The sequence below is a fragment of the Streptomyces sp. A1277 genome (assembly GCF_004795015.1).
GTDB lineage: Bacteria > Actinomycetota > Actinomycetes > Streptomycetales > Streptomycetaceae > Streptomyces.
On the sequence record NZ_SSBI01000048.1, the window covers coordinates 15,293 to 38,699 of the forward strand.

At 72.6% G+C, this 23,407-nt stretch carries 21 protein-coding genes and 1 pseudogene; 15 read left to right on the forward strand and 7 right to left on the reverse strand.

The window, feature by feature from the left end:
• Window positions 1-154 precede the first annotated feature (154 nt).
• Window positions 155-1,246, forward strand: coding sequence for a glutamate--cysteine ligase (locus E6R18_RS27110; RefSeq protein WP_206308437.1), 1,092 nt, complete (start codon window positions 155-157; stop codon window positions 1,244-1,246).
• A gap of 69 nt (window positions 1,247-1,315) precedes the next feature.
• Here the strand turns inward: E6R18_RS27110 and E6R18_RS27115 are convergent, their stop codons facing one another.
• The 3 genes from E6R18_RS27115 to E6R18_RS27125 are packed head-to-tail and all read right to left on the reverse strand — an operon-like array spanning window position 1,316 to window position 4,985.
• Window positions 1,316-2,794 (reverse strand): ornithine decarboxylase, encoded by a 1,479-nt coding sequence (locus E6R18_RS27115; protein ID WP_136319519.1) that lies wholly within the window; start codon window positions 2,792-2,794, stop codon window positions 1,316-1,318.
• Window positions 2,795-2,850: 56 nt separating this feature from the next.
• Window positions 2,851-3,738 carry an SDR family oxidoreductase gene (locus E6R18_RS27120; protein WP_136319520.1) on the reverse strand — a complete coding sequence of 296 codons (888 nt, stop codon included), beginning with the start codon at window positions 3,736-3,738 and terminating at the stop codon, window positions 2,851-2,853.
• A complete protein-coding gene (locus E6R18_RS27125; RefSeq protein ID WP_136319521.1) occupies window positions 3,735-4,985 on the reverse strand; it encodes a cytochrome P450 in 1,251 nt (416 codons plus the stop codon). The genes E6R18_RS27120 and E6R18_RS27125 overlap by 4 nt, the downstream gene beginning before the upstream one ends.
• 384 nt (window positions 4,986-5,369) lie before the next feature.
• Here E6R18_RS27125 and E6R18_RS27130 point away from each other — a divergent pair, with 384 nt between their 5' ends.
• The 6 genes and pseudogenes from E6R18_RS27130 (at window position 5,370) to E6R18_RS27155 (ending at window position 9,340) form a co-directional block, all read left to right on the forward strand.
• Window positions 5,370-5,549, forward strand: coding sequence for a hypothetical protein (locus tag E6R18_RS27130; protein ID WP_136319522.1), 180 nt, complete (start codon window positions 5,370-5,372; stop codon window positions 5,547-5,549).
• Window positions 5,550-5,591: 42 nt separating this feature from the next.
• Window positions 5,592-6,776: an alcohol dehydrogenase catalytic domain-containing protein gene (locus E6R18_RS27135; RefSeq protein ID WP_136319523.1), complete on the forward strand. Its 1,185-nt coding sequence runs from the start codon at window positions 5,592-5,594 to the stop codon at window positions 6,774-6,776.
• 49 nt (window positions 6,777-6,825) lie between these two features.
• Window positions 6,826-7,866, forward strand: a complete 1,041-nt coding sequence (locus tag E6R18_RS27140; protein ID WP_136319524.1) for an NAD-dependent epimerase/dehydratase family protein — start codon at window positions 6,826-6,828, stop codon at window positions 7,864-7,866.
• Window positions 7,866-8,009 (forward strand): annotated as a pseudogene (locus tag E6R18_RS27145) (uracil-DNA glycosylase); the annotation flags it as partial. The gene E6R18_RS27140 and the pseudogene E6R18_RS27145, both read left to right, overlap by 1 nt.
• 91 nt (window positions 8,010-8,100) lie before the next feature.
• On the forward strand, window positions 8,101-8,637 hold the full coding sequence (locus E6R18_RS27150; protein ID WP_136319525.1) for an isochorismatase family cysteine hydrolase: 537 nt from the start codon (window positions 8,101-8,103) through the stop codon (window positions 8,635-8,637).
• Between the two features lie 34 nt (window positions 8,638-8,671).
• Window positions 8,672-9,340, forward strand: a complete 669-nt coding sequence (locus E6R18_RS27155) for an HAD family hydrolase (RefSeq protein ID WP_136319526.1) — start codon at window positions 8,672-8,674, stop codon at window positions 9,338-9,340.
• A gap of 3 nt (window positions 9,341-9,343) precedes the next feature.
• On the opposite strand, the gene E6R18_RS27160 is transcribed toward E6R18_RS27155, so the two are convergent.
• The gene (locus E6R18_RS27160; RefSeq protein WP_136319527.1) at window positions 9,344-9,715 is read right to left on the reverse strand and encodes a VOC family protein; all 372 of its coding nucleotides are present in this window, start codon (window positions 9,713-9,715) and stop codon (window positions 9,344-9,346) included.
• Window positions 9,716-9,839: 124 nt separating this feature from the next.
• Between E6R18_RS27160 and E6R18_RS27165 the strand changes: the two genes are divergently transcribed.
• Window positions 9,840-10,805, forward strand: coding sequence for an LLM class F420-dependent oxidoreductase (locus tag E6R18_RS27165; protein ID WP_136319528.1), 966 nt, complete (start codon window positions 9,840-9,842; stop codon window positions 10,803-10,805).
• Between the two features lie 66 nt (window positions 10,806-10,871).
• Here the strand turns inward: E6R18_RS27165 and E6R18_RS27170 are convergent, their stop codons facing one another.
• The gene (locus E6R18_RS27170; RefSeq protein ID WP_136319529.1) at window positions 10,872-11,423 is read right to left on the reverse strand and encodes a DUF6328 family protein; all 552 of its coding nucleotides are present in this window, start codon (window positions 11,421-11,423) and stop codon (window positions 10,872-10,874) included.
• Between the two features lie 67 nt (window positions 11,424-11,490).
• Window positions 11,491-11,817, reverse strand: coding sequence for a plasmid stabilization protein (locus tag E6R18_RS27175; protein WP_136319530.1), 327 nt, complete (start codon window positions 11,815-11,817; stop codon window positions 11,491-11,493).
• 294 nt (window positions 11,818-12,111) lie between these two features.
• Between E6R18_RS27175 and E6R18_RS27180 the strand changes: the two genes are divergently transcribed.
• Genes E6R18_RS27180 through E6R18_RS27210 form a run of 7 tightly spaced genes read left to right on the forward strand, consistent with a single transcriptional unit; the run spans window position 12,112 to window position 22,529 of the window.
• Window positions 12,112-15,225: an FAD-binding and (Fe-S)-binding domain-containing protein gene (locus E6R18_RS27180; RefSeq protein ID WP_136319531.1), complete on the forward strand. Its 3,114-nt coding sequence runs from the start codon at window positions 12,112-12,114 to the stop codon at window positions 15,223-15,225.
• 11 nt (window positions 15,226-15,236) lie between these two features.
• Complete coding sequence (locus E6R18_RS27185) at window positions 15,237-17,057, forward strand: thiamine pyrophosphate-requiring protein (protein WP_136319532.1); 1,821 nt, start codon at window positions 15,237-15,239, stop codon at window positions 17,055-17,057.
• The gene (locus tag E6R18_RS27190; RefSeq protein WP_240799867.1) at window positions 17,054-18,181 is read left to right on the forward strand and encodes an enolase C-terminal domain-like protein; all 1,128 of its coding nucleotides are present in this window, start codon (window positions 17,054-17,056) and stop codon (window positions 18,179-18,181) included. The genes E6R18_RS27185 and E6R18_RS27190 overlap by 4 nt, the downstream gene beginning before the upstream one ends.
• Before the next feature lie 25 nt (window positions 18,182-18,206).
• Window positions 18,207-19,994 carry a glycoside hydrolase family 15 protein gene (locus E6R18_RS27195; protein WP_136319533.1) on the forward strand — a complete coding sequence of 596 codons (1,788 nt, stop codon included), beginning with the start codon at window positions 18,207-18,209 and terminating at the stop codon, window positions 19,992-19,994.
• Window positions 19,991-20,995, forward strand: coding sequence for an SDR family oxidoreductase (locus E6R18_RS27200; RefSeq protein WP_136319534.1), 1,005 nt, complete (start codon window positions 19,991-19,993; stop codon window positions 20,993-20,995). The genes E6R18_RS27195 and E6R18_RS27200 overlap by 4 nt, the downstream gene beginning before the upstream one ends.
• Before the next feature lie 6 nt (window positions 20,996-21,001).
• Window positions 21,002-21,892 carry a non-homologous end-joining DNA ligase gene (gene ligD, locus E6R18_RS27205; RefSeq protein ID WP_136319535.1) on the forward strand — a complete coding sequence of 297 codons (891 nt, stop codon included), beginning with the start codon at window positions 21,002-21,004 and terminating at the stop codon, window positions 21,890-21,892.
• Window positions 21,893-21,917: 25 nt separating this feature from the next.
• A complete protein-coding gene (locus E6R18_RS27210) occupies window positions 21,918-22,529 on the forward strand; it encodes an endonuclease (protein ID WP_136319536.1) in 612 nt (203 codons plus the stop codon).
• A 61-nt stretch (window positions 22,530-22,590) separates the two neighbouring features.
• Here E6R18_RS27210 and E6R18_RS27215 read toward each other — a convergent pair whose 3' ends face one another.
• Window positions 22,591-23,001: a VOC family protein gene (locus tag E6R18_RS27215; protein ID WP_136319537.1), complete on the reverse strand. Its 411-nt coding sequence runs from the start codon at window positions 22,999-23,001 to the stop codon at window positions 22,591-22,593.
• Window positions 23,002-23,407: the final 406 nt, after the last annotated feature.

Consider the following 23,407-nt stretch of genomic DNA (forward strand, 5'->3'; position numbering starts at 1 on the left):
CCCGTACGAAGAAAACCCGCCCGGCGACGGGTGCGGCGGTCAGGAGGTGGCACACGTCATGGTGGAAGAACCTTTGAGGGCACCGAGGCCCGCGGACGCTCCGGCGCGAGCGGGCCGAACGGGTCGCCCAGGCCGGCCGAGCATGGAGGACACGATGGTACGGACAGTGGGTGTCGAGGAGGAGCTGCTGCTCGTCGACGAGCAGAGCGGTGACCCCCGGGCGCTGTCGACGGCCGTCCTGGCCCTGGCGGAACGCCACGCCGACGGCGACTCGGTCTTCGAGTCGGAGCTCCACCGCCAGCAGCTGGAATTCGCCACCGAACCGCGCACCGACATGCGCGAACTCGCCGACGAGATCCTGCGCTGGCGGGCGGAGGCGGCCCGCAGCGCCGCGGACGCCGGGGGAACGGTGGCGGCCCTCGCCACCGCGCCGCTGCCCGTCAGCCCCACCATCGGCGAGGGCGAACGGTACCGCTGGCTGGCCGACAAGTTCGGCCTGACCACCCAGGAGCAGCTGACGTGCGGATGCCATGTGCACGTCTCCGTGGAGTCGGACGAGGAGGGCGTCGGCGTACTGGACCGCATCCGGCCCTGGCTCGCCGTCCTGCTCGCGCTGAGCGCCAACTCGCCCTTCTGGCAGGGCCAGGACACCACGTACAGCAGTTACCGCAGCAGGGTCTGGGGGCGCTGGCCCTCGGCCGGGCCCGTCGAGATCTTCGGCACCGCCCGCCGCTACCACGAAGAGGTCCAGGCCCTCGTGGACACGGAGGTTCTGCGCGACAAGGGGATGATCTACTTCGACGCCCGGCTCTCGCACCGCTACCCCACGGTCGAGGTCCGGGTCGCGGACGTGTGCCTGGACCCCGCCGACGCCGTGCTGCTCGCCACCCTGGTGCGGGGCCTGGTCGAGACGGCGGCCCGGGCCTGGCGGGCCGGCGATCCCCCGGAGCCGTACGGGGTGGGCCTGCTGCGCATGGCCGCCTGGCAGGCAGGGCGCGCGGGCCTGGAGGGCAAGCTGCTCCACCCCGCCACCATGCGCCCTGCCCCCGCACCGGACGTCCTGCGCGCCCTGCTCGCCCATGTGCGGGACGCCCTGGAGGAGACCGGAGACCTCGCAGCGGCCGAGGAAGGCATCGAGCAGGTGCTGAAGAGGGGCACGGGTGCCCGGATCCAGCGCGACACACTCGCCCGCACGGGCAGCCTCCGCGACGCGGTCGCCGACTGCGTGACCAGGACGCTCGGCTGATAACGGCGGGCCGCTCCCCCACACGGGGAAGCGGCCCGCCGCTATCAGGAGTCGCGGACAGCCGCCCCCTCAGGAGTCGTCGTTCGCGCAGACCCGTACGGTGTGCAGCTCCGGGTCCGCCGGATCGGGCAGGTTCATGCCCGCTTCGAGCCCGGTCAGCAGGTAGCGCAGCACCGGTTCGGTCAGCCGCTCCCCGGGCAGCACCACCGGGATGCCCGGCGGATAGGGCGTGATCATCTCCGCGGCGATCCGTCCCGCGGCCCGCTCCACCGGGACGTCCTCGGTGGCGGTGAAGTAGGCGTCGCGCGGCAGCCGGGCCTGGTCCATCCGCAGCTCGGACGGGGCGGGGACCGCCACCACGGGGCCCCGGGGCAGGGAGGGTGCCCGGCGGGCCAGGTCCCGCAGGGCCGTCGTGAGACGCCGCGTCGTCTCCTCGTCGTCCGCATGGGTGAGCTGGGCGCTGACGCGCCGGTGGTCCATCAGGTGGGTGTCGATGTGGTGGTGCTCGCGCAGCCAGTCCGCCGCCAGGTAGCCGGAGACGCCGAGTTCCTCGATGTCGATGATGACCGGCAGCGGGTCGAACCCGGAGCCCGCCCCCGGGCCGCAGAAGTCGTCCCGGTCGTTGACGTGCATGCCGTCGATGGACTCGATCTCCTCGCGCACCGAGGCGGCGAGGGCGAGTGCCCGTGACATCAGCGTGCGGCCCTCCCTCACCATCTGCCGCCGCCAGCCGTCCATGCCGGCGTACAGCAGCACGGACGGGCTGGTCGTCCCCAGCAGGTCCGCCCGGGACGCCAGCGTGTCGTGGTCGATCAGGTCGCCCCGCAGATGGAACACGGAACCCTGCTCCAGGCCGCTGCCCATCTTGTGGATGCTGGTGACGCAGACGTCGGCGCCGGCGTCCATCGCCCATGTCGGCAGGTCCGGGTGGAAGGGCAGATGCGCGCCCCACGCCTCATCGACGACCAGCGGACGCGAGCGGCGGTGGCACACCTCGGCGATGGCCCGCAGATTCGCCGACACCCCGTACGGCGTGGGGCTGGTGACCAGGGCGCCCCTCGCGTCCGGGTGCTCCTCGAAGGCCCGCTCGTAGGCGTCCGGGGACGGCGGGTGCGCGAGGTGCCGTTCGGTGTCCCACTGCGGTTCGATCCACACCGGCTGGATGCCGGACAGGATGAGCCCGGAGATCACGGCCTTGTGCGCGTCCCGCCCCACCAGCAGCTTCTCGCCGTGGGCGGCGACGCTCAGCATCGCCGCCTTGACCGACAGGGAGCTGCCGCACGTGGAGAAGAACGCGTGCTCCGCGTGCACGGCGTCGGCCATCAGGACCTCCGCGCGCTGCAGCACCCCAGACTTCGTCCGCCGGTCGTCGAGCCCGCCACTGGCCAGGACGTCCCCCATGAACACGGCGTCCCCGAGCAGGTCCCTGACCTCCGGCGCAGCCCCGCGGGCCTGCTTGTGGCCCGGGGGAGTGAATCCCAGCTCGTCCCGCTTCCGGTAGGCGGCCAGGGCGTCGAGAACGGGCGCTTCTTCGTGGTTCTTCGGCATACGGGCCGCCTTCCCATGGTCGCCCCCGCCAATCACACGCCGCGCTGCCCGCGAAGTCAGGGAAGGGGCGTGCCGCCCGTGGCGTTCACGATTTCCCCGGTGATGAAACTCGCGTTCGCCGAGGCCAGGAACACGTACGCCGGAGCCATCTCGGCCGGCTGGGCGGGGCGCCCGAGCGGGCTCTGCTTCCCGAACTCCTTGGTGTCGGGCAGCGTCGCCGGAATCAGCGGCGTCCACACCGGGCCCGGGGCCACCGCGTTGACGCGGATGCCGTCGGAGGCCAGCATCTGCGCGAGGCCGTGGGTGAAGGTGACGATGGCGCCCTTGGTCATGGCGTAGTCGAGCAGATGCGGGCTCGGCTTGTACGCCTGCACCGACGTGGTGTTGATGATCGATCCGCCGGCCGGGATGTGCGGCAGGGCCATCTTGCACAGCCAGAACATCCCGTACAGGTTGGTGCGCATCACCCGGTCGAACTGCTCCGTGGAGATGGCGGCGATGCCGTCGGGCTGGGCCATCTGGTACGCGGCGTTGTTGACGAGTACGTCGATCCTGCCGAAGTCCTGCACCGCGCGGCCGATCAGCGCGCGGCACTGCTTCTCGTCCCGGATGTCGCACGCCTCGGTCAGGGCCCGCCGGCCCGCCTCCTCGACCAGGCGGGCCGTCTCCCGCGCGTCGTCCTTCTCGGCGTCGAGATGGGTGATCAGGACATCGGCCCCCTCGCGGGCGAAGGCCAGGGCGACGGCCCGGCCGATGCCGGAGTCGCCCCCGGTCACGACGGCCTTGCGGTCCTTCAGGAGGCCGTGGCCCCGGTAGGAGTCCTCGCCGTGGTCGGGCGGCGGGTCCATGGGCCCGGTCCAGCCGGGGTGCTTCTGTTCCTGCTGCGGGAAGTCGGGCTGCGGAAAGCGTTCGGTGGGGTCCGGGGTGGGGGCGGACTCGGTCATGACGCGGCTTCTTCCGTTGCGGTGGTGGGGGAGTGCTGGATGTCCTCGATGACGAACCCGCTGCGGGGCGCGGTCGGGACGCGGCTCAGCGGGATCGAGAGGTCCTGCTCCGCCACCCGGTACGTGAGGCCGGACAGCAGCTCCGCGAGAGCGGCCAGCAGCGCGAGGGTGATGTCCTCGCCGGGGCACCGGTGCCCCGTGGCCGGGTCGCCCCCGCCCTGCGGGACGAGCTCATCGGACCTGGGCGGCGCGCCACGGAAACGCGCGGGATCGAAGACGTAGGGCCGGGGCCACAGGTCCGGGTCGTGGTTCTGGCCGTACAGGTCCAGGAGCACGAGCGTCCCCGGCCGGATGGTCCGGCCCGCCCATTCGAGCCGTTCGGCGGCCAGCCCGCCGATGAACGGGGCGAACGGGTAGAAGCGGCGGACCTCCTGCGCGAAGGCGTACGCCGACGCCGGATCGCCGTCCCGGAGCGCCGCACGGTGTTCGGGCCACCGGTGCAGGGCGTGGGCCGCGAAGGCCGCGAACCAGCTGACCGCGACGGTCGGCCGCAGGATGTTGAGCACCTCGACGGCCGCCGTACGGGGATCGAGGAGCGCGCCGTCCGCATCGCGGTGGTGGGCGACGGTACGGAACGGGGTGGCCGGGCCGGCGTCGCCGCTCTCGCGCTCCGCCTCGATCAGGCGGGCCAGGCGCTTCTCCTGCCGGCGCCGGGCCCGGCGGGCGCGCAGATGCCGTGGCCCGGCGGTCGCGAAGCCGTCCACCATGGCCACGAGGTCACGGGCCGTCCCGTCCGCCTCCGCCTCCGGCAGCGGGACGCCCGCCCAGGCGTGGACGGCGCGGGTGAGCACCCCCGCGGCCTCGTCGAACAGCACGATCCGGCCCCGGTCCGCCCACCCGGCGACGGCTCCGTCCCACTCCCGGACCACCTGGTCGGTCAGGGACTTCACCCCCACCGGATCCTTCAGCAGGTGGAGGAACATGCCCTTGCGCACCCGGTGGTGCTCACCGTCCAGGGTGTGTACGGCGCCCTGGCCGAACAGTGTGTCGATGACCGGTTCGGGCAGCGCCCCGTGCCGGTGGATGTGCTTCTCGTCGTAGAAGAAGCGCACGGCGGCAGGGCCGTGCAGGGCGATGGCCCGCTTGCCGAGCAGACGGGTGCGGACGGGCGCTCCGCCGCTGCTCCGCCGCCGGTCGGGCAGCCACGCGTAGCCCCGGAGCAGAAGGGACAGGGTGCTGTCGACCATGAAGTCTCCGTAGGACAGGGATGAGGGGGTCCGTGCGGCGGCGGAACGCCCGGGGCGGGGCCACCGGTGCCCTGCCGTCGATCCTGGGCGCACCGGGGCCGGCGCGCGACTCGGAATCCGCTGGACGGCGCTGCGGCTGTTGTCCCAACCGGCAGCGCCTGCTCCCGCGTACGCCGGGAGCCTGGCCAGCCGGGTACCCGTACCGCCCCTGGACATGCGGGACCGGCCGGGTGTTTTCGTCCCCCCGGAGACCGGCGACGGCCCACGCGGATTGAATCGGTCATTCCGGTTGAAGCCGCATTACCTGGGAACCCGTCGCACGGAACGGCTGAGCGGGTGAGCCGCACAGGACGAAGCCGGACTATCGGGAGGAACAGGGGAAACATGGGAAGGCGTGCCGAAATCGTCCGTGCCCTGGCCCTGAGGGCCAGGGCGGCGAAACTCAAGTCGGACGGCGCCGCGCTGGGCGACGAGGGCCTGAAGGCGCGGGGACGCCGGCGGGAAGCCGCCGGGCGGGCCGCCCGGACCGACGCCGGCGCCACGCGGCGCACGGCCGGCCACTGAACCGGCGGCGCAGCCGTCACCGCACAGCGAGGAGATGACCCAATGCGTGCACTGACCTGGCAAGGAAAGCGCGATGTCCGCGTCGAGACCGTTCCCGACCCGGTCATCCAGGACCCGACCGACATCATCGTCCGCGTCACCTCGACGGGGGTCTGTGGATCGGACCTCCACCTGTACGAAGTGCTCGGCCCCTACCTCGACGCCGGGGACATCCTGGGGCACGAGGCGATGGGCATCGTGGAGGTCACGGGCCCCGAGGTGACCGCCGTGGCACCGGGTGACCGGGTCGTGATCCCGTTCAACGTCTCCTGCGGTACCTGCTTCATGTGTGAGAAGGGCCTGCACTCGCAGTGCGAGACCACTCAGGTGAAGGAGTACGGCACCGGGGCCTCGCTCTTCGGATACACCAAGCTCTACGGGCAGGTGCCCGGCGGACAGGCCGAGCTGATGTGGGTCCCCTTCGGCAACACCCTGCCCATCAAGGTGCCCGAAGGCCCGCAGGACGACCGCTTCGTCTACCTCTCCGACGTCCTGCCCACCGCCTGGCAGGCCGTCGAGTACGCCGACATCCCGCCCGGCGGCAGCGTCACCGTCCTCGGCCTCGGGCCGATCGGCGACATGGCGGCCAGGATCGCCCTGCACCGGGGCGCGGGCCTCGTCATCGGCGTGGACCTCGTCCACGAACGCCTCGCCCGCGCGGCGGCGCGTGGCGTCCAGGTGCTGGACCTGGGCCGTTACGGGAAGGACCTGCCGCAGGCGGTCCGGGACCTCACGGACGGCCGTGGCACCGACGCGGTCATCGACGCCGTCGGCATGGAGGCCCACGGCGCACCGCTCGGCAAGGCGGGCCAGTGGGCCACCGGACTCCTCCCCGACGCGGCTGCCCGCAAGCTGATGGAACGCGCGGGCATCGACCGCCTCACCGCCCTCTTCACCGCGATCGACGTGGTGCGCCGGGGCGGCACGATCTCGGTGTCCGGTGTGTACGGGGGCGCGGCCGACCCGCTGCCCCTGCTCACCCTGTTCGACAAGCAGATCCAGCTGCGGATGGGCCAGGCGAACGTCAAGCGCTGGGTGCCCGACATCCTGCCGCTGCTCGGCGACGACGACCCGCTGGGCGTGGACGGCTTCGCCACGCACCACCTGCCACTGGAGGACGCCCCGGAGGCGTACGCCACCTTCCAGGCGAAGGCCGACGGCATGGTCAAGACACTCCTGCGGCCCTGAGCCGGCGCCCAGCCGCAGAAGACCCGGGGGGCGACGTACGGAAGGAGTAATGGTGAGCGCATCGCAAGGACTGCGCGTCGTGGTCACGGGCGCGACCGGGAACGTGGGAACCAGCCTCGTCCGGGCCCTGTCGCAGGACCCGGAGGTGGACTCGGTCCTGGGCCTGGCCCGGCGGCTGCCCGACCTCACCCTGCCCGGCGTGGAATGGGGCAGGGTCGATCTCTCCCGCCCCGACAGCGCGAGGACGCTCGCCTCCCTGCTGGCGGGCGCGGACGCCGTCGTCCACCTCGCCTGGCGCTTCCAGCCGACGCACGATCCCGTCGTCACCTGGCGGAGCAACGTCGAGGGCTCCCTGCGGGTCTTCGACGCGGTGCGCACGGCGGGCGTGCCGTCCCTGGTCCACGCCTCGTCGGTGGGCGCCTACTCGCCCGGCCCGAAGCGGGAGCCGGGGGTCGACGAGCAGTGGCCGACCCACGGGTGGCCCGATGCCGCCTACTGCCGGGAGAAGGCGTACCTGGAGCGGGTCCTCGACACCTTCGAGCTGCGCCACCCGCAGATCCGGGTGGCGCGGATGAGGCCCGGCTTCCTGTTCAAGGAGACGGCGGCCCCCGAACAGCGGCGCATCTTCGGCGGCAAGTACCTCCCCGGAGTGCTGCTCCGCCCGGACCTGCTGCCGTTCGTACCCGACCTGGAGGGGCTGAGGTTTCAGGTGCTGCACACGGACGACGCGGCCGAGGCATACCGGCTCGCCGTGCTGGGTGACGTGCGCGGCCCCTTCAACCTGGCCGCCGACACCGTCACCGACGCCCGCGCGCTCGGGGAACTCCTCGACGCCCGCGTGGTGCGCGCGCCCGTGCCGCTGGTGCGCGGTGCGCTGGCGACGGCCTGGCACGCGCGGGCGGTCCCGGCGTCGCCGCACCTCTTCGACGCCGTGCTGCGGCTTCCGGTCATGGACTGCGCGCGGGCCCGCGAGGAGCTGGGCTGGCGGCCGCGGTACTCGGCCTCCGAGGCGCTGAACGCCTTCCTGCACGGCGTCGTCAGCGGGGAGGGCGAGGCGACCGCCCCGCTGGCCGGCAGCCGGTGGAGCTGATGAGCGCCGCCCCGGAACGTACGGACGGCGCCCTCCCCTACGTCCCGGCCCGCGAGAAGGTGGCGGCACTGCGGGGCGCGGCGGCCGGCTGCCGCGGCTGCCCGCTGTACGAGGACGCGACGCAGACGGTGTCCGGGGCGGGGCCCGGCCATCGGTTCCTATGGTGAAGCGTGTGCCGGACCCGCGCGGGACGACAGTTCGCCATGAAACCGGACGGATGCCACCATGAAAGTCATGTCACGCAAGGCGCTGATCGTCATCGACATGATCAACCCCTACGACCACAAGGACGCCGAACAGCTCCTCCCCTCCGCCGAGCGGGCCGTCCCGGTCATCACGCGCATGCTGGAGGCGGCCCGCCGGAGCGGGACGCATGTGATCTACGTCAACGACAACTTCGGTGACTGGCGCTCCCACCACGGCGAGATCGTCGACGCGGCCATGGCCGGCGTCCGCCCCGACCTGGTCGAACCGCTGCGGCCGGACGACGACTCGCTCTTCGTGGTGAAGGCCCGGCACTCGATCTTCTACGAAACCCCCCTGCCGTATCTGCTCCACCAACTGGGCGTCGACCACCTCGTCCTGACCGGCCAGGTGACGGAGCAGTGCATCCTCTACTCGGCGCTCGACGCGCACATCCGCCATATGGACCTGACGATTGCGCGGGACGGAGTGGCCCACATCTACGCCGACCTCGCCGACGCCGCCCTGCGGATGACGGAACGCAACATGGGTGCCCGGGTGAGCGCGGCCGAAGAGATCGCGCTCTGATGCCGGCAGCTCACGCAGAACCGAAAGGACCCCGATGACGCGCGCCGCCCTGTTCGATGTGGACGGAACCCTGGTCGACACCAACTACCTGCATGTCACCTCGTGGTGGGAGGCGTTCCGGCAGGCCGGCCACACCGTGGCGATGCCCGCGATCCACCGGGCTGTCGGCCTCGGCTCCGACGACCTCATCGACCATCTGCTGGGCCCCGGCCGGGACCGGGACCAGGACGCGGGGATCAGTGCCACGCACTCCGCCCTGTACGCCACGTACTTCGAGCGCCTGCCCCCGCTGGAAGGAGCGGCGGACCTGCTGCGCGCTGTGGCCGGGCAGGGCTGGACGGTCGTCCTGGCCACCTCCGCGTCCGGCCCCGAGCTCCAGGCCCTGCGCCGGGCGCTCGACGCCGACGACGTCATCGCCGGCACCGCCAGTTCCGACGACGTGGACGAGGGCAAGCCCGCTCCGGCGCCCATCCGCCACGCCATGGAGATCGCCGGGGCCACCAGCGAGGAGACCGTGTACGTGGGGGACTCCGTCTGGGACATGGAGGCGGCGACCCGGGCCTCGGTGGCCGCCGTGGGCCTCCTGTCGGGCGGAATCCCCCGGGCGGACCTGGAGTCGGCCGGGGCCGTGGAGGTCTACCGGGGTCCGGCCGACCTCCTGGCCCGTCTCGACTCGAGCGTCATCGCCCGCACGCGGACGTAGGACTCAACTGCGGCACAGGCAGAACGGGTGCCCCACCGGGTCCGCGAAGACGCGGAAGCCGCGCTCGCCGTTCCGGTCGTCCAGATCGAGCGGTTTCGCCCCCAGCGCGATCACCTCGCGCTGGGCCGACTCCATGTCGGTCACCTTGAAGTCGAGGTGTTCCTGCTGCGAGTTCCGGTCGCCCCGGGGCCACTCGGGGGGCCGGTAGTCGGGGGCGAGCTGAAAGGCGAGGCGTGCGCCGCCCGGCACGTAGAGGTCGTACCAGCGGTCGTGCTCCCGCTTCACCTCGCCGCCCAGGACCTTCTGGTAAAAGGTGGCGAGTGCCTCGGGGTCGGGGCAGTCGAGGGCGACCAGGCAGTACGTCGCGACAGCCATCTTGTTCCTCGCTTCCGTGTCGGATCGTCCCCTCCCGGGTTCCGCGTCCACCGCCGAGGAAACGTGTCCCGGATGGCTCCTTCGCCGGACGTTTCGACCGCCACGGAACGGTAACCCATCCTATATGGTGCAATTCGGATACACGATGATGACCGAGCAGTCGGGACCGCGGGCACTGGTCGAGGACGTCGTGGCGGCCGAGCAGGCCGGCTTCGACTTCTCCGTGACCTCCGACCACTACTTCCCCTGGCTGGCGTCCCAGGGACATGCCCCGTACGCCTGGAGCGTGCTGGGGGCGGCCGCCCAGGCCACGTCGCGCATCCCGCTGATGACGTACGTGACCTGTCCGACGACCCGCTACCACCCCGCCGTGGTGGCCCAGAAGGCCGCGACGCTGCAACTGCTCTCGGAGGGGAGGTTCAGGCTCGGGCTCGGGTCCGGCGAAAGCCTCAACGAGCACGTCGTGGGCAAGGGCTGGCCGGACGCCCGGGTGCGGCTGGAGAAGCTGGAAGAGGCGGTGGAGATCATCAAAGCGCTCCTCGCCGGCGGACCCGTCACCCACCACGGCACCCACTTCGACGTGGACAACGCCAAGCTCTGGGACGTGCCCGAGGTGGCCGTGCCCCTCGGTGTAGCCGTCTCGGGAGACCGCTCGTGCGAGATCGCGGGCCGGCTGGCGGACCTCGTCATCGCCACGGAGCCCAAGGCGGAGCTGCTCACCGGATTCGAACGGCACGGCGGCGGCGGAAAGCCGAGCGTCGGCCAGCTGCCCGTCTGCTACGACACCGACCGGGATGCGGCGGTGAAGCGGGCGCACGACCAGTTCCGCTGGTCGGTCGGCGGCTGGAAGGTGAACTCGGAGCTGCCGAACCCGGCCGCGTTCGACCAGGCCACCCAGTACGTCCGGCCCGAGGACATCGCCGAGTCGGTGCCCTGCGGTGACGACGTCGGGCAGTTCGTCGAGGCGGTGCGCCCGTTCGTGGAGGCGGGGTTCACCGAGGTCGCCCTCGTGCAGATCGGCGGCGGCCATCAGAAGCCGTTCATCGACTGGGCCGAGGAGAAGCTGCTGCCCGCCCTGCGCGCCATGTGACACGCGTACGCGCACCGGTGTTCCCCGGCCCGGAAGCCGGGGAACACCGATGCGCGCGCTGGAGTGCTACTTCCCGCGGTCCGAGTCCGCACCGGGGGACGAGGAGGACGACCTGACGAGTGCCCAGGCGGGGAAGACGAACCAGCAGACGAACGACCACAGGGCCATCCCGCCCACCAGCCACAGGGCCAGCGTGTTGTGCAGCGCCACCCGCATGATGAGCAGCAGCGCCGAACACATCGTGCAGAACAGCAGCACGAGCCCGAACAACGTGAGCCGCGACGCCCACACCACCGTCTCCGGCTTCAGATGGCGCCCGGTGAGCAGCCGGTGGTAGGAGACCGGCCCGATCAGCGCGGCCGCCGTCGCCGAACCCAGGAGCACGGTGACGACGTAGATGCCGCGGTCCGTTTCCGACAGGGTGGTGAAGCGGGGCTGGAAGACCACCGCGAGCAAAAACCCGAAGAGGATCTGGACCCCGGTCTGCGCCACCCGCAGCTCCTGGAGCAGTTCCGTCCAGCGGCGGTCCGCCCGCTCCTCGGTCGTCTCGTCCCGCCCGGAGCGCACATCCTCCCCGCCGTCGTCTCCTTCGTCCGTCGTGCTTCCGGTGTTGTCCATGCCGGCTCTCCCTCCCTCCCGGCCGTCGCACCCCCACTGCGGTGCGACGGCCGCACGCCCCGGCGGTTCAGCGGCTCACGGCCTTCAGGAGCTGCTCCTTGTTCATCGTGGAACGGCCCTCGATGTTCTTCTTCTTCGCCTCTTCGTACAGCTGGTCCTTCGTGCGGCCCTGCGCGCCCTTGTGCGAGCGCTCGCCGCCGCGCTGGGAGGCCGACTTGGGGTCGCGCGTGGACGTCTTGCTCGCCGTCCTGGACTCCCCGGTGCGGGCGCGCTCCTTGTTGACGGTGCGGGCGGCGATCTCCTTGGCACGCTTCTCGGACGTGCCGCGCTTCTCCGCGCTGTCCTTCACGTGCTCGTACTGACGCTCGCGCTTGGGGCTCGATCCTGCCGGCATGGCGCTCTCCTCCTCGTACTCGTTTTCGGCCCGTAGGACCCGGTCCCCGGGCATACACCCGGGTTGCCGGGGGGCCACGTCCGAAACATGGCACCGCCGACGGGCGTACGCCCACCGGGCCGCGCGCTCGGGTGACGCGGCGGCGGCCGCCGCACCCTGCCGCAGGGGTCCACAGGGCTGTTCGGGGCAGTCGCCGCACTGCGGACAGGTGAAGGTGCCGACTTCGGGTACCGGGTTCGTACGAGGCTGGGCCCGCCCGGGTTCCCCGGCCGGACGACGACGAGGAGGAAACGGATGGTCACGGGAGGGAACGCCCCGGCGGACGGGCAGCACGGTCCGGGCACGGCGGCGGCGCCGGACCTCGCCTCCCTCCGGCGCGAGCTGGACCGGCGGGTCGACGGCGAGATCCGCTTCGACGGGGGCAGCCGGGGCGCCTACGCGACCGACGGCTCGAACTACCGGCAGGTGCCGATCGGTGTCGTCGTGCCCCGCACGGTCGACGCCGGCGCCGAAGCGGTCGCGGTCTGCGCGCGGCACGGCGTCCCGGTGCTGTCCCGGGGCGGCGGCACCAGCCTCGCCGGCCAGTGCACCAACGCCGCCGTCGTCATCGACTGGACGAAGTACTGCCACCGCCTGGTGTCCGTGGACGAGTCCGCGCGGACCTGTGTGGTGGAGCCCGGCATCGTGCTGGACGAACTGAACCGGCAGCTCGCGGACCGCCGGCTCAGGTTCGGCCCGAAGCCCTCGACGCACAGCCACTGCTCCCTGGGCGGCATGATCGGCAACAACTCGTGCGGCGCATCGGCCCAGGCGTACGGCAAGACCGTCGACAACGTACGGCGGCTGGAGGTCCTCACCTACGACGGGCTGCGCTGCTGGGTCGGGCCCACGCCCGACGACGAGTTCACCCGGATCATCGACGGCGGCGGGCGCCGCGCGGAGGTGTACCGGGGACTGCGCCGGATCATCGACGCGCACCTCGCCGACGTCCGCCAGGGCTTCCCCGCCATCCCGCGCCGGGTCTCCGGCTACAACCTCGATTCGCTCCTGCCGGAGAAGGGCTTCGACGTGGCCCGGGCCCTCGTCGGCAGTGAGGGCACCCTCGTCACCGTCCTGCGCGCCGAACTCGACCTGGTCCCCGTCCCGCCCCACGAGGCGATGCTCGTCCTCGGCTACCCCGACATCTGCGCCGCGGCCGACGACGTGCCGCGCCTGCTGGAACGCAGCCGGCCGACCCAGCTGGAGGCGATGGACGGCCGGATGGCGCAGCTGATGCGCGAGGAGGACAGCCACGTCGCCTCCCTGAAGACCTTCCCCGAGGGCGAGAGCTGGCTGCTGCTCCAGTTCAGCGGGGACACCCAGCAGGAGGTGGACCGTCAGGCGCGCGACCTGCTCAAGGCGCTCGGGCGCGACGAGGACGACCCCACGGTGACGTTCTCGGACGACCCGCCGCGCGAGCGCAGGATGCTCAAGGCGCGCGAGGCCGGGCTCGGGGTGACCGCGCGGCCGCCGGACGGGCGCGAGACCTGGGAGGGCTGGGAGGACTCCGCCGTCCCGCCCGAGCGGCTCGGCGACTACCTGCGCGGTCTGAAGGAGCTCTTCGCCGAGTTCGGCTACGACCACCCCTCCCTGTACGGCCACTTCGGCCAGGGCTGCGTACACACCCGCATCCCCTTCGAGCTGAAGACCGCCGAGGGCGTGGCGACCTTCCGGAAGTTCCTGTTCCGCGCCGCCGACCTCGTCGTCGCGCACGGGGGCTCGCTCTCGGGCGAGCACGGGGACGGCCAGTCCCGCGCCGAACTGCTGCCCCGCATGTTCGGTGACCGGCTCGTCGCCGCGTTCGGCGAGGTCAAGGCGCTCCTGGACCCGGACAACCGGATGAACCCGGGCAAGGTCGTCGACCCGTACCGCGCGGACGAGAACCTGAGGCTCGGGCCGCTCTGGCGACCCCGCACCGACGCGACGCACTTCCAGTACCCAAAGGACGAGGGCTCCTTCAACCGGGCCGTGATGCGCTGTGTCGGCATCGGCAACTGCCGCTCCCACAGCGGCGGCGTGATGTGCCCGTCCTACCGAGCGACGGGCGAGGAGGAGCACTCCACCCGGGGGAGGGCCCGGCTGCTCTTCGAGATGCTGGGCGGCCACCGGGACACACCCGTCACCGACGGCTGGCGCTCCACCGAGGTACGCGACGCCCTCGACCTCTGCCTCGCTTGCAAGGGCTGCAAGTCCGACTGCCCCGTGGGCGTCGACATGGCCACCTACAAGTCCGAGTTCCTGGCCCACCACTACGCCGGGCGGCCGCGCCCCGCGGCGCACTACTCGCTGGGCTGGCTGCCCCTGTGGGCCCAGCTCTCCCGCCTCGCCCCGCGCCTGGTCAACGCGGCGCTCGACGCGCCCGGCGCCCGGCGCGTCGCCAAGCGCCTCGCCGGAGTCGCCGCCGAGCGGCAGCCGCCCGCCTTCGCCGAGGAATCGTTCGTCCAGTGGTGGCGGGCCCGCGGCGCCCCTGACCCCGACCCGGCCGACGCCCGGACCGTGGTGCTGTGGCCGGACACCTTCACGACCTTCTTCCACCCCGGCATCGCCAGGTCCGCGGTCCGGGTGCTGGAGGACGCCGGCTTCCGGGTCGCCGTTCCGGAGAAGGCCGTGTGCTGCGGGCTCACCTGGATCTCCACCGGCCAGCCCGCCACCGCGAAGAAGGTGCTGCGCCGCACCGTCGAGGTGCTGCGGCCGTGGATCGAGGCGGGCACCCCGATCGTCGGCCTGGAACCGTCCTGCACGGCCGTCTTCCGCTCCGACGCCCCGGAGCTGATGCCGCACGACCAGGACATCCAGCGCCTCGCCGGACAGTTCCGCACCTTCGCCGAACTTCTGGTGAACGACGCCCCCGACGACTGGCGGCCGCCCGTCCTGACCCGGCAGGCCACCGTGCAGACCCACTGCCACCAGCACGCCGTCACCAAGTTCGACGCGGACCGCGAACTCATGCGCCGAGCCGGGCTCGACGCCGAGGTGCTGGACGAGGGCTGCTGCGGGCTCGCCGGCAACTTCGGCTTCGAACGCGGCCACTACGACCTGTCCATGGACATCGGCGAACAGGGCGTCCTGCCCGCCGTCCGGGGCGCCGCACCTGACGCCCTGGTGGTGGCCGACGGCTTCAGCTGCCGTACTCAGATCGAGCAGGGCGCGACCGGCCGACGCGCCGTGCACCTGGCCGAAGCGCTCGCGCTCGGCCTCGACGGGCCGCTGCCCGCCGACCACCCCGAGAAGGCCACCGCCCGCCCCTCCCGCCCGGCCCCGGCCGCGAGCCGGCTGGTGACGGGCGCCGCGCTCACCGCACTCACCGCGCTCGGCACGGCCGCATACGCCACCCTGCGCCGGAACCGACGCACGACGCACCACCGATAGGAGTAGAAATCATGGCGACCAAGGTCTCCGACTACGTTCTGCAGCGCCTGCGCGAGTGGGACGTCGACCACGTCTTCGCCTACGCGGGCGACGGGATCAACGGTCTGCTCGCCGCCTGGGGGCGGGCCGAGAACAAGCCGAAGTTCGTCCAGGCCCGGCACGAGGAGATGGCCGCCTTCGAGGCGGTCGGCTACGCGAAGTTCTCCGGCAAGGCCGGGGTCTGCGCCGCCACCTCGGGCCCCGGAGCGATCCACCTGCTCAACGGGCTGTACGACGCGAAGCTGGACCACGTACCCGTCGTCGCGATCGTGGGCCAGACCAACCGCAGTGCCATGGGCGGCTCCTACCAGCAGGAGGTGGACCTGCTGAGCCTCTACAAGGACGTCGCCTCCGAGTTCTGCGAGATGGTCACCGTCCCCGAACAGCTGCCCAACGTCATCGACCGGGCCATGCGGACCGCGTACGCCAAGCGGACCGTGACCGCCGTGATCATCCCGGCGGACGTCCAGGAACTGGACTACTCGCCGCCCACCCACGCGTTCAAGATGGTCCCCTCCAGCCTCGGCGCGAGCACGTCCGCGCCGGTCCCCGCCGAGGACGACCTCGCGCGGGCCGCCGAGGTGCTGAACGCGGGGGAGAAGGTCGCGATCCTGATCGGTCAGGGCGCCCGGGGCGCTCGCGCCGAGGTCGAGCGGCTGGCCGAGGTGCTCGGCGCGGGCGTCGCCAAGGCGCTGCTCGGCAAGGACGTCCTGTCCGACGACCTGCCGTACGTGACCGGTTCCATCGGGCTGCTCGGCACCCGCCCCAGTTACGAGCTGATGCAGGACTGCGACACCCTGCTCGTGGTCGGCTCCAGCTTCCCGTACAGCCAGTTCCTGCCCGAATTCGACCAGGCGCGTGCGGTGCAGATCGACATCGACCCGTTCATGATCGGATTGCGCTACCCGTTCGAGGTCAACCTCATCGGTGACGCACGCGCCACCCTCGACGCCCTGCTGCCTCGGCTCAAGCGGAAGAAGCACGGCTCCTGGCGGAAGAAGATCGAGAAGGACACCGCCAAGTGGTGGGAGGTCATGCAGCGGCGCGCCGCCGTGGAGGCCGACCCGGTCAACCCCGAGTACGTCGTGCACGCCCTCGACGCCCTCCTGCCGGACGACGCGATGGTCGCGGCCGACTCCGGTTCCGCCGCCAACTGGTACGCCCGGCACCTGCGCTTCCGGAGCGCGATGCGCGGTTCGCTCTCCGGGACGCTGGCCACCATGGGCCCCGGCGTGCCGTACGTCATCGGCGCCAAGTTCGCCCACCCCGAGCGGCCGGCCATCGCCATCGTGGGTGACGGCGCGATGCAGATGAACGGCATGGCCGAACTCATCACCATCGCCAAGTACTGGCACGAGTGGGAGAACCCGCGCCTCGTCGTGGCGGTCCTCAACAACGAGGACCTCAACCAAGTCACCTGGGAGATGCGCGCCATGTCGGGCGCCCCGCAGTTCCTGCCCTCCCAGTCCCTGCCCGACGTGCGCTACGCGGACTTCGCCCGCTCGGTCGGCCTGGACGGCGTACGCGTCGAGAAGCCCGACGAGGTCGAGGACGCCTGGCACCGGGCCCTCGCCTGCGACCGGCCCTTCGTCATCGACTTCCGGACCGACCCCGCCGTCCCGCCGATCCCGCCGCACGCCAGTCTCGACCAGATCGAGGGGGCCGCCCTCTCCCTCATCAAGGGCGACAGCGACCGCGGTGCCGTGCTGCGCCAGGGGTTCAAGGCCAAGGTCCAGGAGATGCTGCCCGGCCACCACCGGGACTCCGGGAACGAAGGGCCCTCGGGCAAGTGAACCCCCGCCCGGGCGAAGCGGACGCACCCCTGATCGACCGGGTGGAGACCGCCGTCTACACCGTGCCCACCGACGCCCCGGAGGGCGACGGCACCCTGGCCTGGGACGAGACCACACTCGTCCTGGTCAGGGTGGGCTCGGGCGGCACGAGCGGCCTCGGCTACACCTACGGGGCCCCCGCCACCGCCGCGGCCGTCGACCAGCTGCTCGCCGCAGTGGTCCGGGGGCGCAGCGCCTGGGACGTACCCGCCGCCAACGAGGCGATGAGCCGGGCCGTCCGCAACGCCGGGCGCCCCGGCCTCGTCGCCCAGGCCCTGTCCGCCGTGGACATCGCGCTCTGGGACCTGAAGGCCCGCCTCCTGGAACTGCCCCTCACCCGCCTGCTCGGGGCGAGCGCCCAGGAGGTCCCCGTCTACGGCAGCGGCGGCTTCACCCCGTACGACGACGAGCGGCAGGACCGGCAGCTGCGCGGCTGGGCGCAGACCCAGGGCATCCCCCGCGTCAAGATCAAGATCGGCGAGTCCTGGGGCCGGGAGGAAGCCCGCGACCTGCACCGGATCGCACGCGCCCGCCGCAGCATCGGGGACGGCACCGAGCTGTACGTCGACGCCAACGGCGCCTACACCCGCAAACAGGCCGTCCGCGTGGCCCGAAGGTTCGAGGACCATGGTGTGACCTGGTTCGAGGAGCCCGTCTCGTCCGACGACCCGACCGGCCTCGCCCACATCAGAGCGGCCACCACGGCCGACGTCGCGGCCGGCGAATACGGCTACGCACTGCCCCACTTCTGGCAGCTGACCACCGCCGGCGCCGTGGACTGCCTCCAGGCGGACGCCACCCGCTGCGGCGGCATCACCGTCTGGCTGCGCGCCGCCGCCCTCGCCGAGGCCGCCGGACTCCACCTCTCCGGACACTGCGCCCCGCACGCCCACGCCCACGCCGCCGCGGCCGTGCCCAACCTGCGCCACCTGGAGTGGTTCCACGACCACGTCCGCATCGAGGAGTTCTTCTTCGACGGGGTACTGGACCCGGCCGGGGGCACCGTACGCCCCGGCGCGTCCGGCGCCCCCGGGCTCGGCCTGGAGCTGCGGTCCGACGCCGCGGAACGCTACCGCGTCCGGTGACCGCCCGGACCCTACGAGGAGGCGCATGACCCGCCCGCACCTGCCGTACGACAACCCGCCGCCCCACGTGCTGCGCGAGTACGCCCTCATCGCCGACGGGGAGCGGGGCGCGCTCGTCGGCCCCCAGGGCGACATCGCCTGGCTGTGCGCGCCGCGCTGGGACTCCGGCGCGGTCTTCTCCGCCCTCATCGGAGGCCCCGGCCACTACACCGTCACCCCCACGGACCGCTTCGTCTGGGGCGGCTACTACGAACCCGGCACGCTGATCTGGCGCAACCGCTGGGTCACCGCCTCCGGCGTCATCGAGTGCCGCGAGGCCCTGGCCTTCCCGGGCGACGCGCGGCGCGCCGTCCTGCTGCGCCGCATCTGCGCGGTGGAGGGGGACGCCCGGATCACCGTACGCCTGGAGCCGCACGCGGAGTACGGCGCGCACCGGGCGCGGGACGTGCGGCGCGAGCGGCCCGGAGTGTGGCGCGGGCGCACCGGCCCCCTGCACTGGCGCTGGACCGGAGCCGACGCGGCGCACCCCGCCCGCGACGGCCACCGCACCACGGGCATGGCGGCGGAGCTGACCGTGCCCGCGGGCGGGCACCACGACCTGATCCTCGAACTGTCCGAGACCGCACCCGGCGAGCCGGTGGACGCGGACCGGGCCTGGCAGGCCACGCAGGACGCCTGGGCCCGCGCCGCCCAGCCACTGCCCGACTGCCTCGCCCCCGACGACGCCCGCCACTCCCACACCGTGCTGCGCGGCCTCACCAGCGCCTCCGGCGGCATGGTCGCGGCCGCCACCACCAGCCTCCCCGAGCGCGCCGAGGCCGGCCGCAACTACGACTACCGGTACGTGTGGATCCGCGACCAGTGCTACGCCGGGCAGGCGGCCGCGGCAGCGGGGGCCCAGCAACTGACCGACGACGCCGTACGGTTCGTCACCGCACGCCTGCACGAGGACGGCCCCCGCCTGGCGCCCGCCTACACCGTGACCGGCGGACCCGTCCCCGACCAGGAGTCCCTGTCCCTCCCCGGCTACCCGGGAGGCCACGACCGGATCGGCAACCACGTCAACCGGCAGTTCCAGCTCGACGCGTTCGGCGAGGCGCTGCTCCTGTTCGCCGCGGCGGCCCGGGCGGACCGGCTCGGCCCCGACGGCCGGCGGGCGGCGGACATCGCGGTGGCAGCCATCGCCCGGCGCCACGGCGAACCGGACGCGGGAATCTGGGAGCTGGACAACCGCGCCTGGACGCACAGCAAGCTCATCTGCGCCGCCGGCCTGCGCGCCCTGGCCGGGAGCCTCCGCTGCGCCCAGGCCGCCTCCTGGGCCGGGCTCGCGGACACCCTGGTCGCCGAAACGGCCGCCACCAGCACCCACCCGACCGGACGCTGGCAGCGCGCGCCCGACGACCCGGGGCTGGACGCCGCCCTGCTGATGCCCCCCATCCGGGGCGGAATCAGCGCCTTGGACCCGCGAACCGTCCGCACGCTCGACGCGTACCGCGCCGAGCTGACCCAGGACCACTACGCCTACCGCTTCCGGCACGACGAACGCCCCCTGGACCAGGCCGAGGGCGCGTTCCTGCTGTGCGGCTACGTGATGGCGCTCGCCGAGCACCAGCAGGGCAACGAGTGGGAGGCGGTGCGCTGGTTCGAGCGCAACCGGGCGGCCTGCGGGCCCCCGGGCCTGTTCACCGAGGAGTACGACATCGGCCAGCGGCAGCTGCGCGGCAACGTCCCGCAGGCATTCGTCCACGCGCTGATGCTCGAAACCTCCGTCCGTCTCGCCGCACCCGCCCCGTCCGAAGGAGAACAGCTGTGAGCCAGAGCGTCGTCGTCACAGGAGCGAGCGCGGGAATCGGCCGGGCGGTGGCCCGGGCCTTCGGGGCGCGCGGAGCCGACGTGGCCCTGCTGGCCCGGGGCCGGGCCGGTCTCGCCGCGGCGGCCCGCGAGGTGGAGGAGGGCGGCGGGCGCGCCCTGGCCGTCCCCACCGACGTGTCCGACCACCACGCGGTGGAGGCCGCGGCGGACGAGGCCGTGCGCGCCTTCGGCCGGATCGACGTGTGGGTCAACGTCGGCTTCGCCTCGGTCTTCGCGCCGTTCACCCAGATCAAGGCCGAGGAGTACGAGCGGGTCACGCAGGTCACGTACCTGGGGTTCGTCAACGGCACCCGGGCCGCCCTCACACACATGACCCCGCGCGACGCCGGCACGATCATCCAGGTGGGTTCGGCGCTGGGCGAACGGTCCATCCCCCTCCAGTCCGCGTACTGCGGGGCCAAGCACGCCATCAACGGCTTCACCTCGTCCCTGCGCACCGAACTCATGCACCAGGGCAGCAACATCCGCGTCACCGTGGTCCAGATGCCGGCCGTCAACACCCCGCAGTTCTCCTGGGTCCTGTCCCGGATGCGCGGCCGCCCGCAGCCCGTACCGCCGATCTACCAGCCGGAGGTCGCCGCCGACGCCGTGCTGTACGCCGCCGACCACCCGGGCCGCAAGCAGTTCTACGTGGGCTCCAGCACGGTCGCCACGCTCGTCGCCAACAAGTTCGCCCCGGGCCTCCTCGACCGCTACCTCGCACGTACGGGCTTCGACTCCCAGCAGTCCGGGGACGCCGGCGACGAGCACCGCGAGCACAACCTCTGGCATCCGGTGGACGACGGGACCGACCACGGGGCGCACGGCACCTTCGACGACGAGTCCCACCGGCGCGACCCGCAACTGTGGGCCTCCCGGCACCCGGCCCTCACCGCGCTGCTCGCCGCGGGTGCCGTGTCCGGCGCCACGGCCCTGGGCCTGCGCGCCGCGAAGGGACGGTGAGCGGACGTGACCGCACGCACCCGCCGCGTACCGGAGATCAGCCGCCCGGACAAGGTCCTCTTCCCCGACGACGGCATCACCAAGGCCGAACTCGCCGGGTACTACCGCACGGTGGCCCGCCGCATGCTGCCCCAGCTGCGTGAGCGGCCCCTGATGCTGGAACGCTTCCCCGACGGGATCGGCGGCCACGGCTTCATGCAGAAGGACGTGCCCGACCACTTCCCCGACTGGGTCCACCGCGTCGAACTCCCCAAGGAGGACGGCACCGTCACCTACCCCATCGCCGACGACACCGCGACGCTGGTCTACCTCGCCGGCCAGGCTTGCGTCACCCCGCACCGCTTCCTCTCCCGGGCCGGCCGGCCGCACCACCCGGACCGGATGGTCTTCGACCTCGACCCGCCCGGCGACGACTTCGCCCCGGTACGCGAAGCGGCCCTGGCCCTGCACGGCCTGCTGGACGAACTGGAGCTGCCGTCCCTGGTCATGACCACGGGATCGCGCGGACTGCACGTCGTGGTGGCACTCGACCGCCGGGACGCCTTCGACGACGTACGGGCGTTCGCCCGCGCGGCCGCCGACGCCCTCGTCGCCCGCCGGCCCGACCGCTTCACCACCGAGGCCCGCAAGAAGGCCCGCGGGGACCGCCTCTACCTCGACGTCCAGCGCAACGCGTACGCCCAGACCGCCGTCACCCCCTACGCGGTCCGCGCCCGCCCCGGCGCACCCGTCGCGGCCCCACTGGCCTGGGAGGACATCGAGGACCCGGATCTCGACGCCCGCCGCTGGACCCTGCGCGGCGCCGACGGCCTCCTGGAACGCAATCCCTGGCACCAGCCGCCACGGCCCCGCTCCCTCGGTCGGGCCCGCACCCTGCTCGACGCGCTGACCGCGTAGAGCCGAACCATGACGGAGGAACCCCATGTCCAGAGCGACGACGGTGAAACAGCTGCTGGATGAGCACGGGCAGACGTACGCCGAGGAAGCCGGCATCCGGCTGAAGGACACGCCCATGCCCCTGTACCAGCTGCTGGTGCTCTGCGTGCTCTTCTCGGTCCGCATCAAGGCCGGCATCGCGGTGGCCGCGGCCCGCGAACTCTTCGACGCCGGGATGCGCACGCCCCGGGGCATGGCCGGCGCCACCTGGCAGGACCGGGTGGACGCGCTGGGCCGCGCCCACTACCGCCGCTATGACGAGAGCACGGCCACCGCGCTCGGCGAGGGCGCGCAGCTGGTGCTCGACCGGTACGACGGGGACCTGCGGCGGCTGCGCGACGAAGCCGGCGCGGACCCGGAGAAACTGCGCGAACTGCTGCGCGAGTTCCCCCGGATCGGACCCGTGGGCGCCGACATCTTCAGCCGCGAGGCGCAGGGCGTCTGGCCCGAACTGCGCCCGGCGTTCGACAAGCGGGCCCAGGGGGCCGCGGACGGACTCGGGCTGCCGCACTCCCCGGAGAAACTGGCCGCCCTCGTCGGCGACGACGACCTCCCCCGGCTGGCGGCCGCACTGGTCCGGGTCGAGCTCACCACCTGAGCCGCGCCCGGCCGGCCGGTGCGGGCCCACGGGGTTCGGCGCCGGCCGGTGAGCCGAAGGATCAGCGCAGTTCCTGGATGCGGACCAGGTTGCCCGCCGGGTCGCGGAACGCGCAGTCGCGGATGCCGTAGGGCTGCTCGGTCGGCTCCTGCACGACCTCCGCGTCACCGGCCTGCACCTTCTCGAAGGTGGCGTCCAGGTCGCGGGTGGCCAGCAGAATCCAGCCGTAGGTGCCCTTGGCCATCATCTCGGTGATGGTGCGGCGCTCGTCGTCGGTGACCCCGGGGTCCGCGGCCGGCGGGGCCAGCAGGATGGACGTGCCGGGCTGGCCCGCGGGGCCGACCGTGATCCAGCGCATCTTGCCCTGGCCGACGTCGTTGCGGACCTCGAAGCCCAGAGTGTCGCGGTAGAACGCGAGCGCCTCCTCCGGGTCGTCGTGCGGGAGGAAGCTGGTGTGAATGGTGATGTCCATGAAGATCATGCTAGGCAGGGCCGCCCGGCCCCGCTTCTCTATTCCTGACCGGTCCTGACCGGTTTCGGCCGGTGCGACGGCGCCCGGTCGTCCGTGCCGCACCGCTGCCCGAAGAGTCAGCATCCGGTGCCGCCTGGTCCAGCAGCGCTGCCCGGAACGGGCCGACCACAACGTCTCGGACCCCGGCGTCACCCTGACCGAGGCGTTTGCGACCAGGCGGGCCTGGCGGGCCAGGCGGGCCACGCGGGCCAGGCGGGCCTGGCGGACCAGGCGGGCCAGCAGAACTTCGACGTACGGGGCTCGCAGACCGTCCGCGTCCGGCTCACGCTCTACTCCGCGTTCGGCACCGGCAAGGGCCGCGGGTGGCGGTCGCCGAGGTCGAGTTCTTCGGCCACCGCTCCTGAAG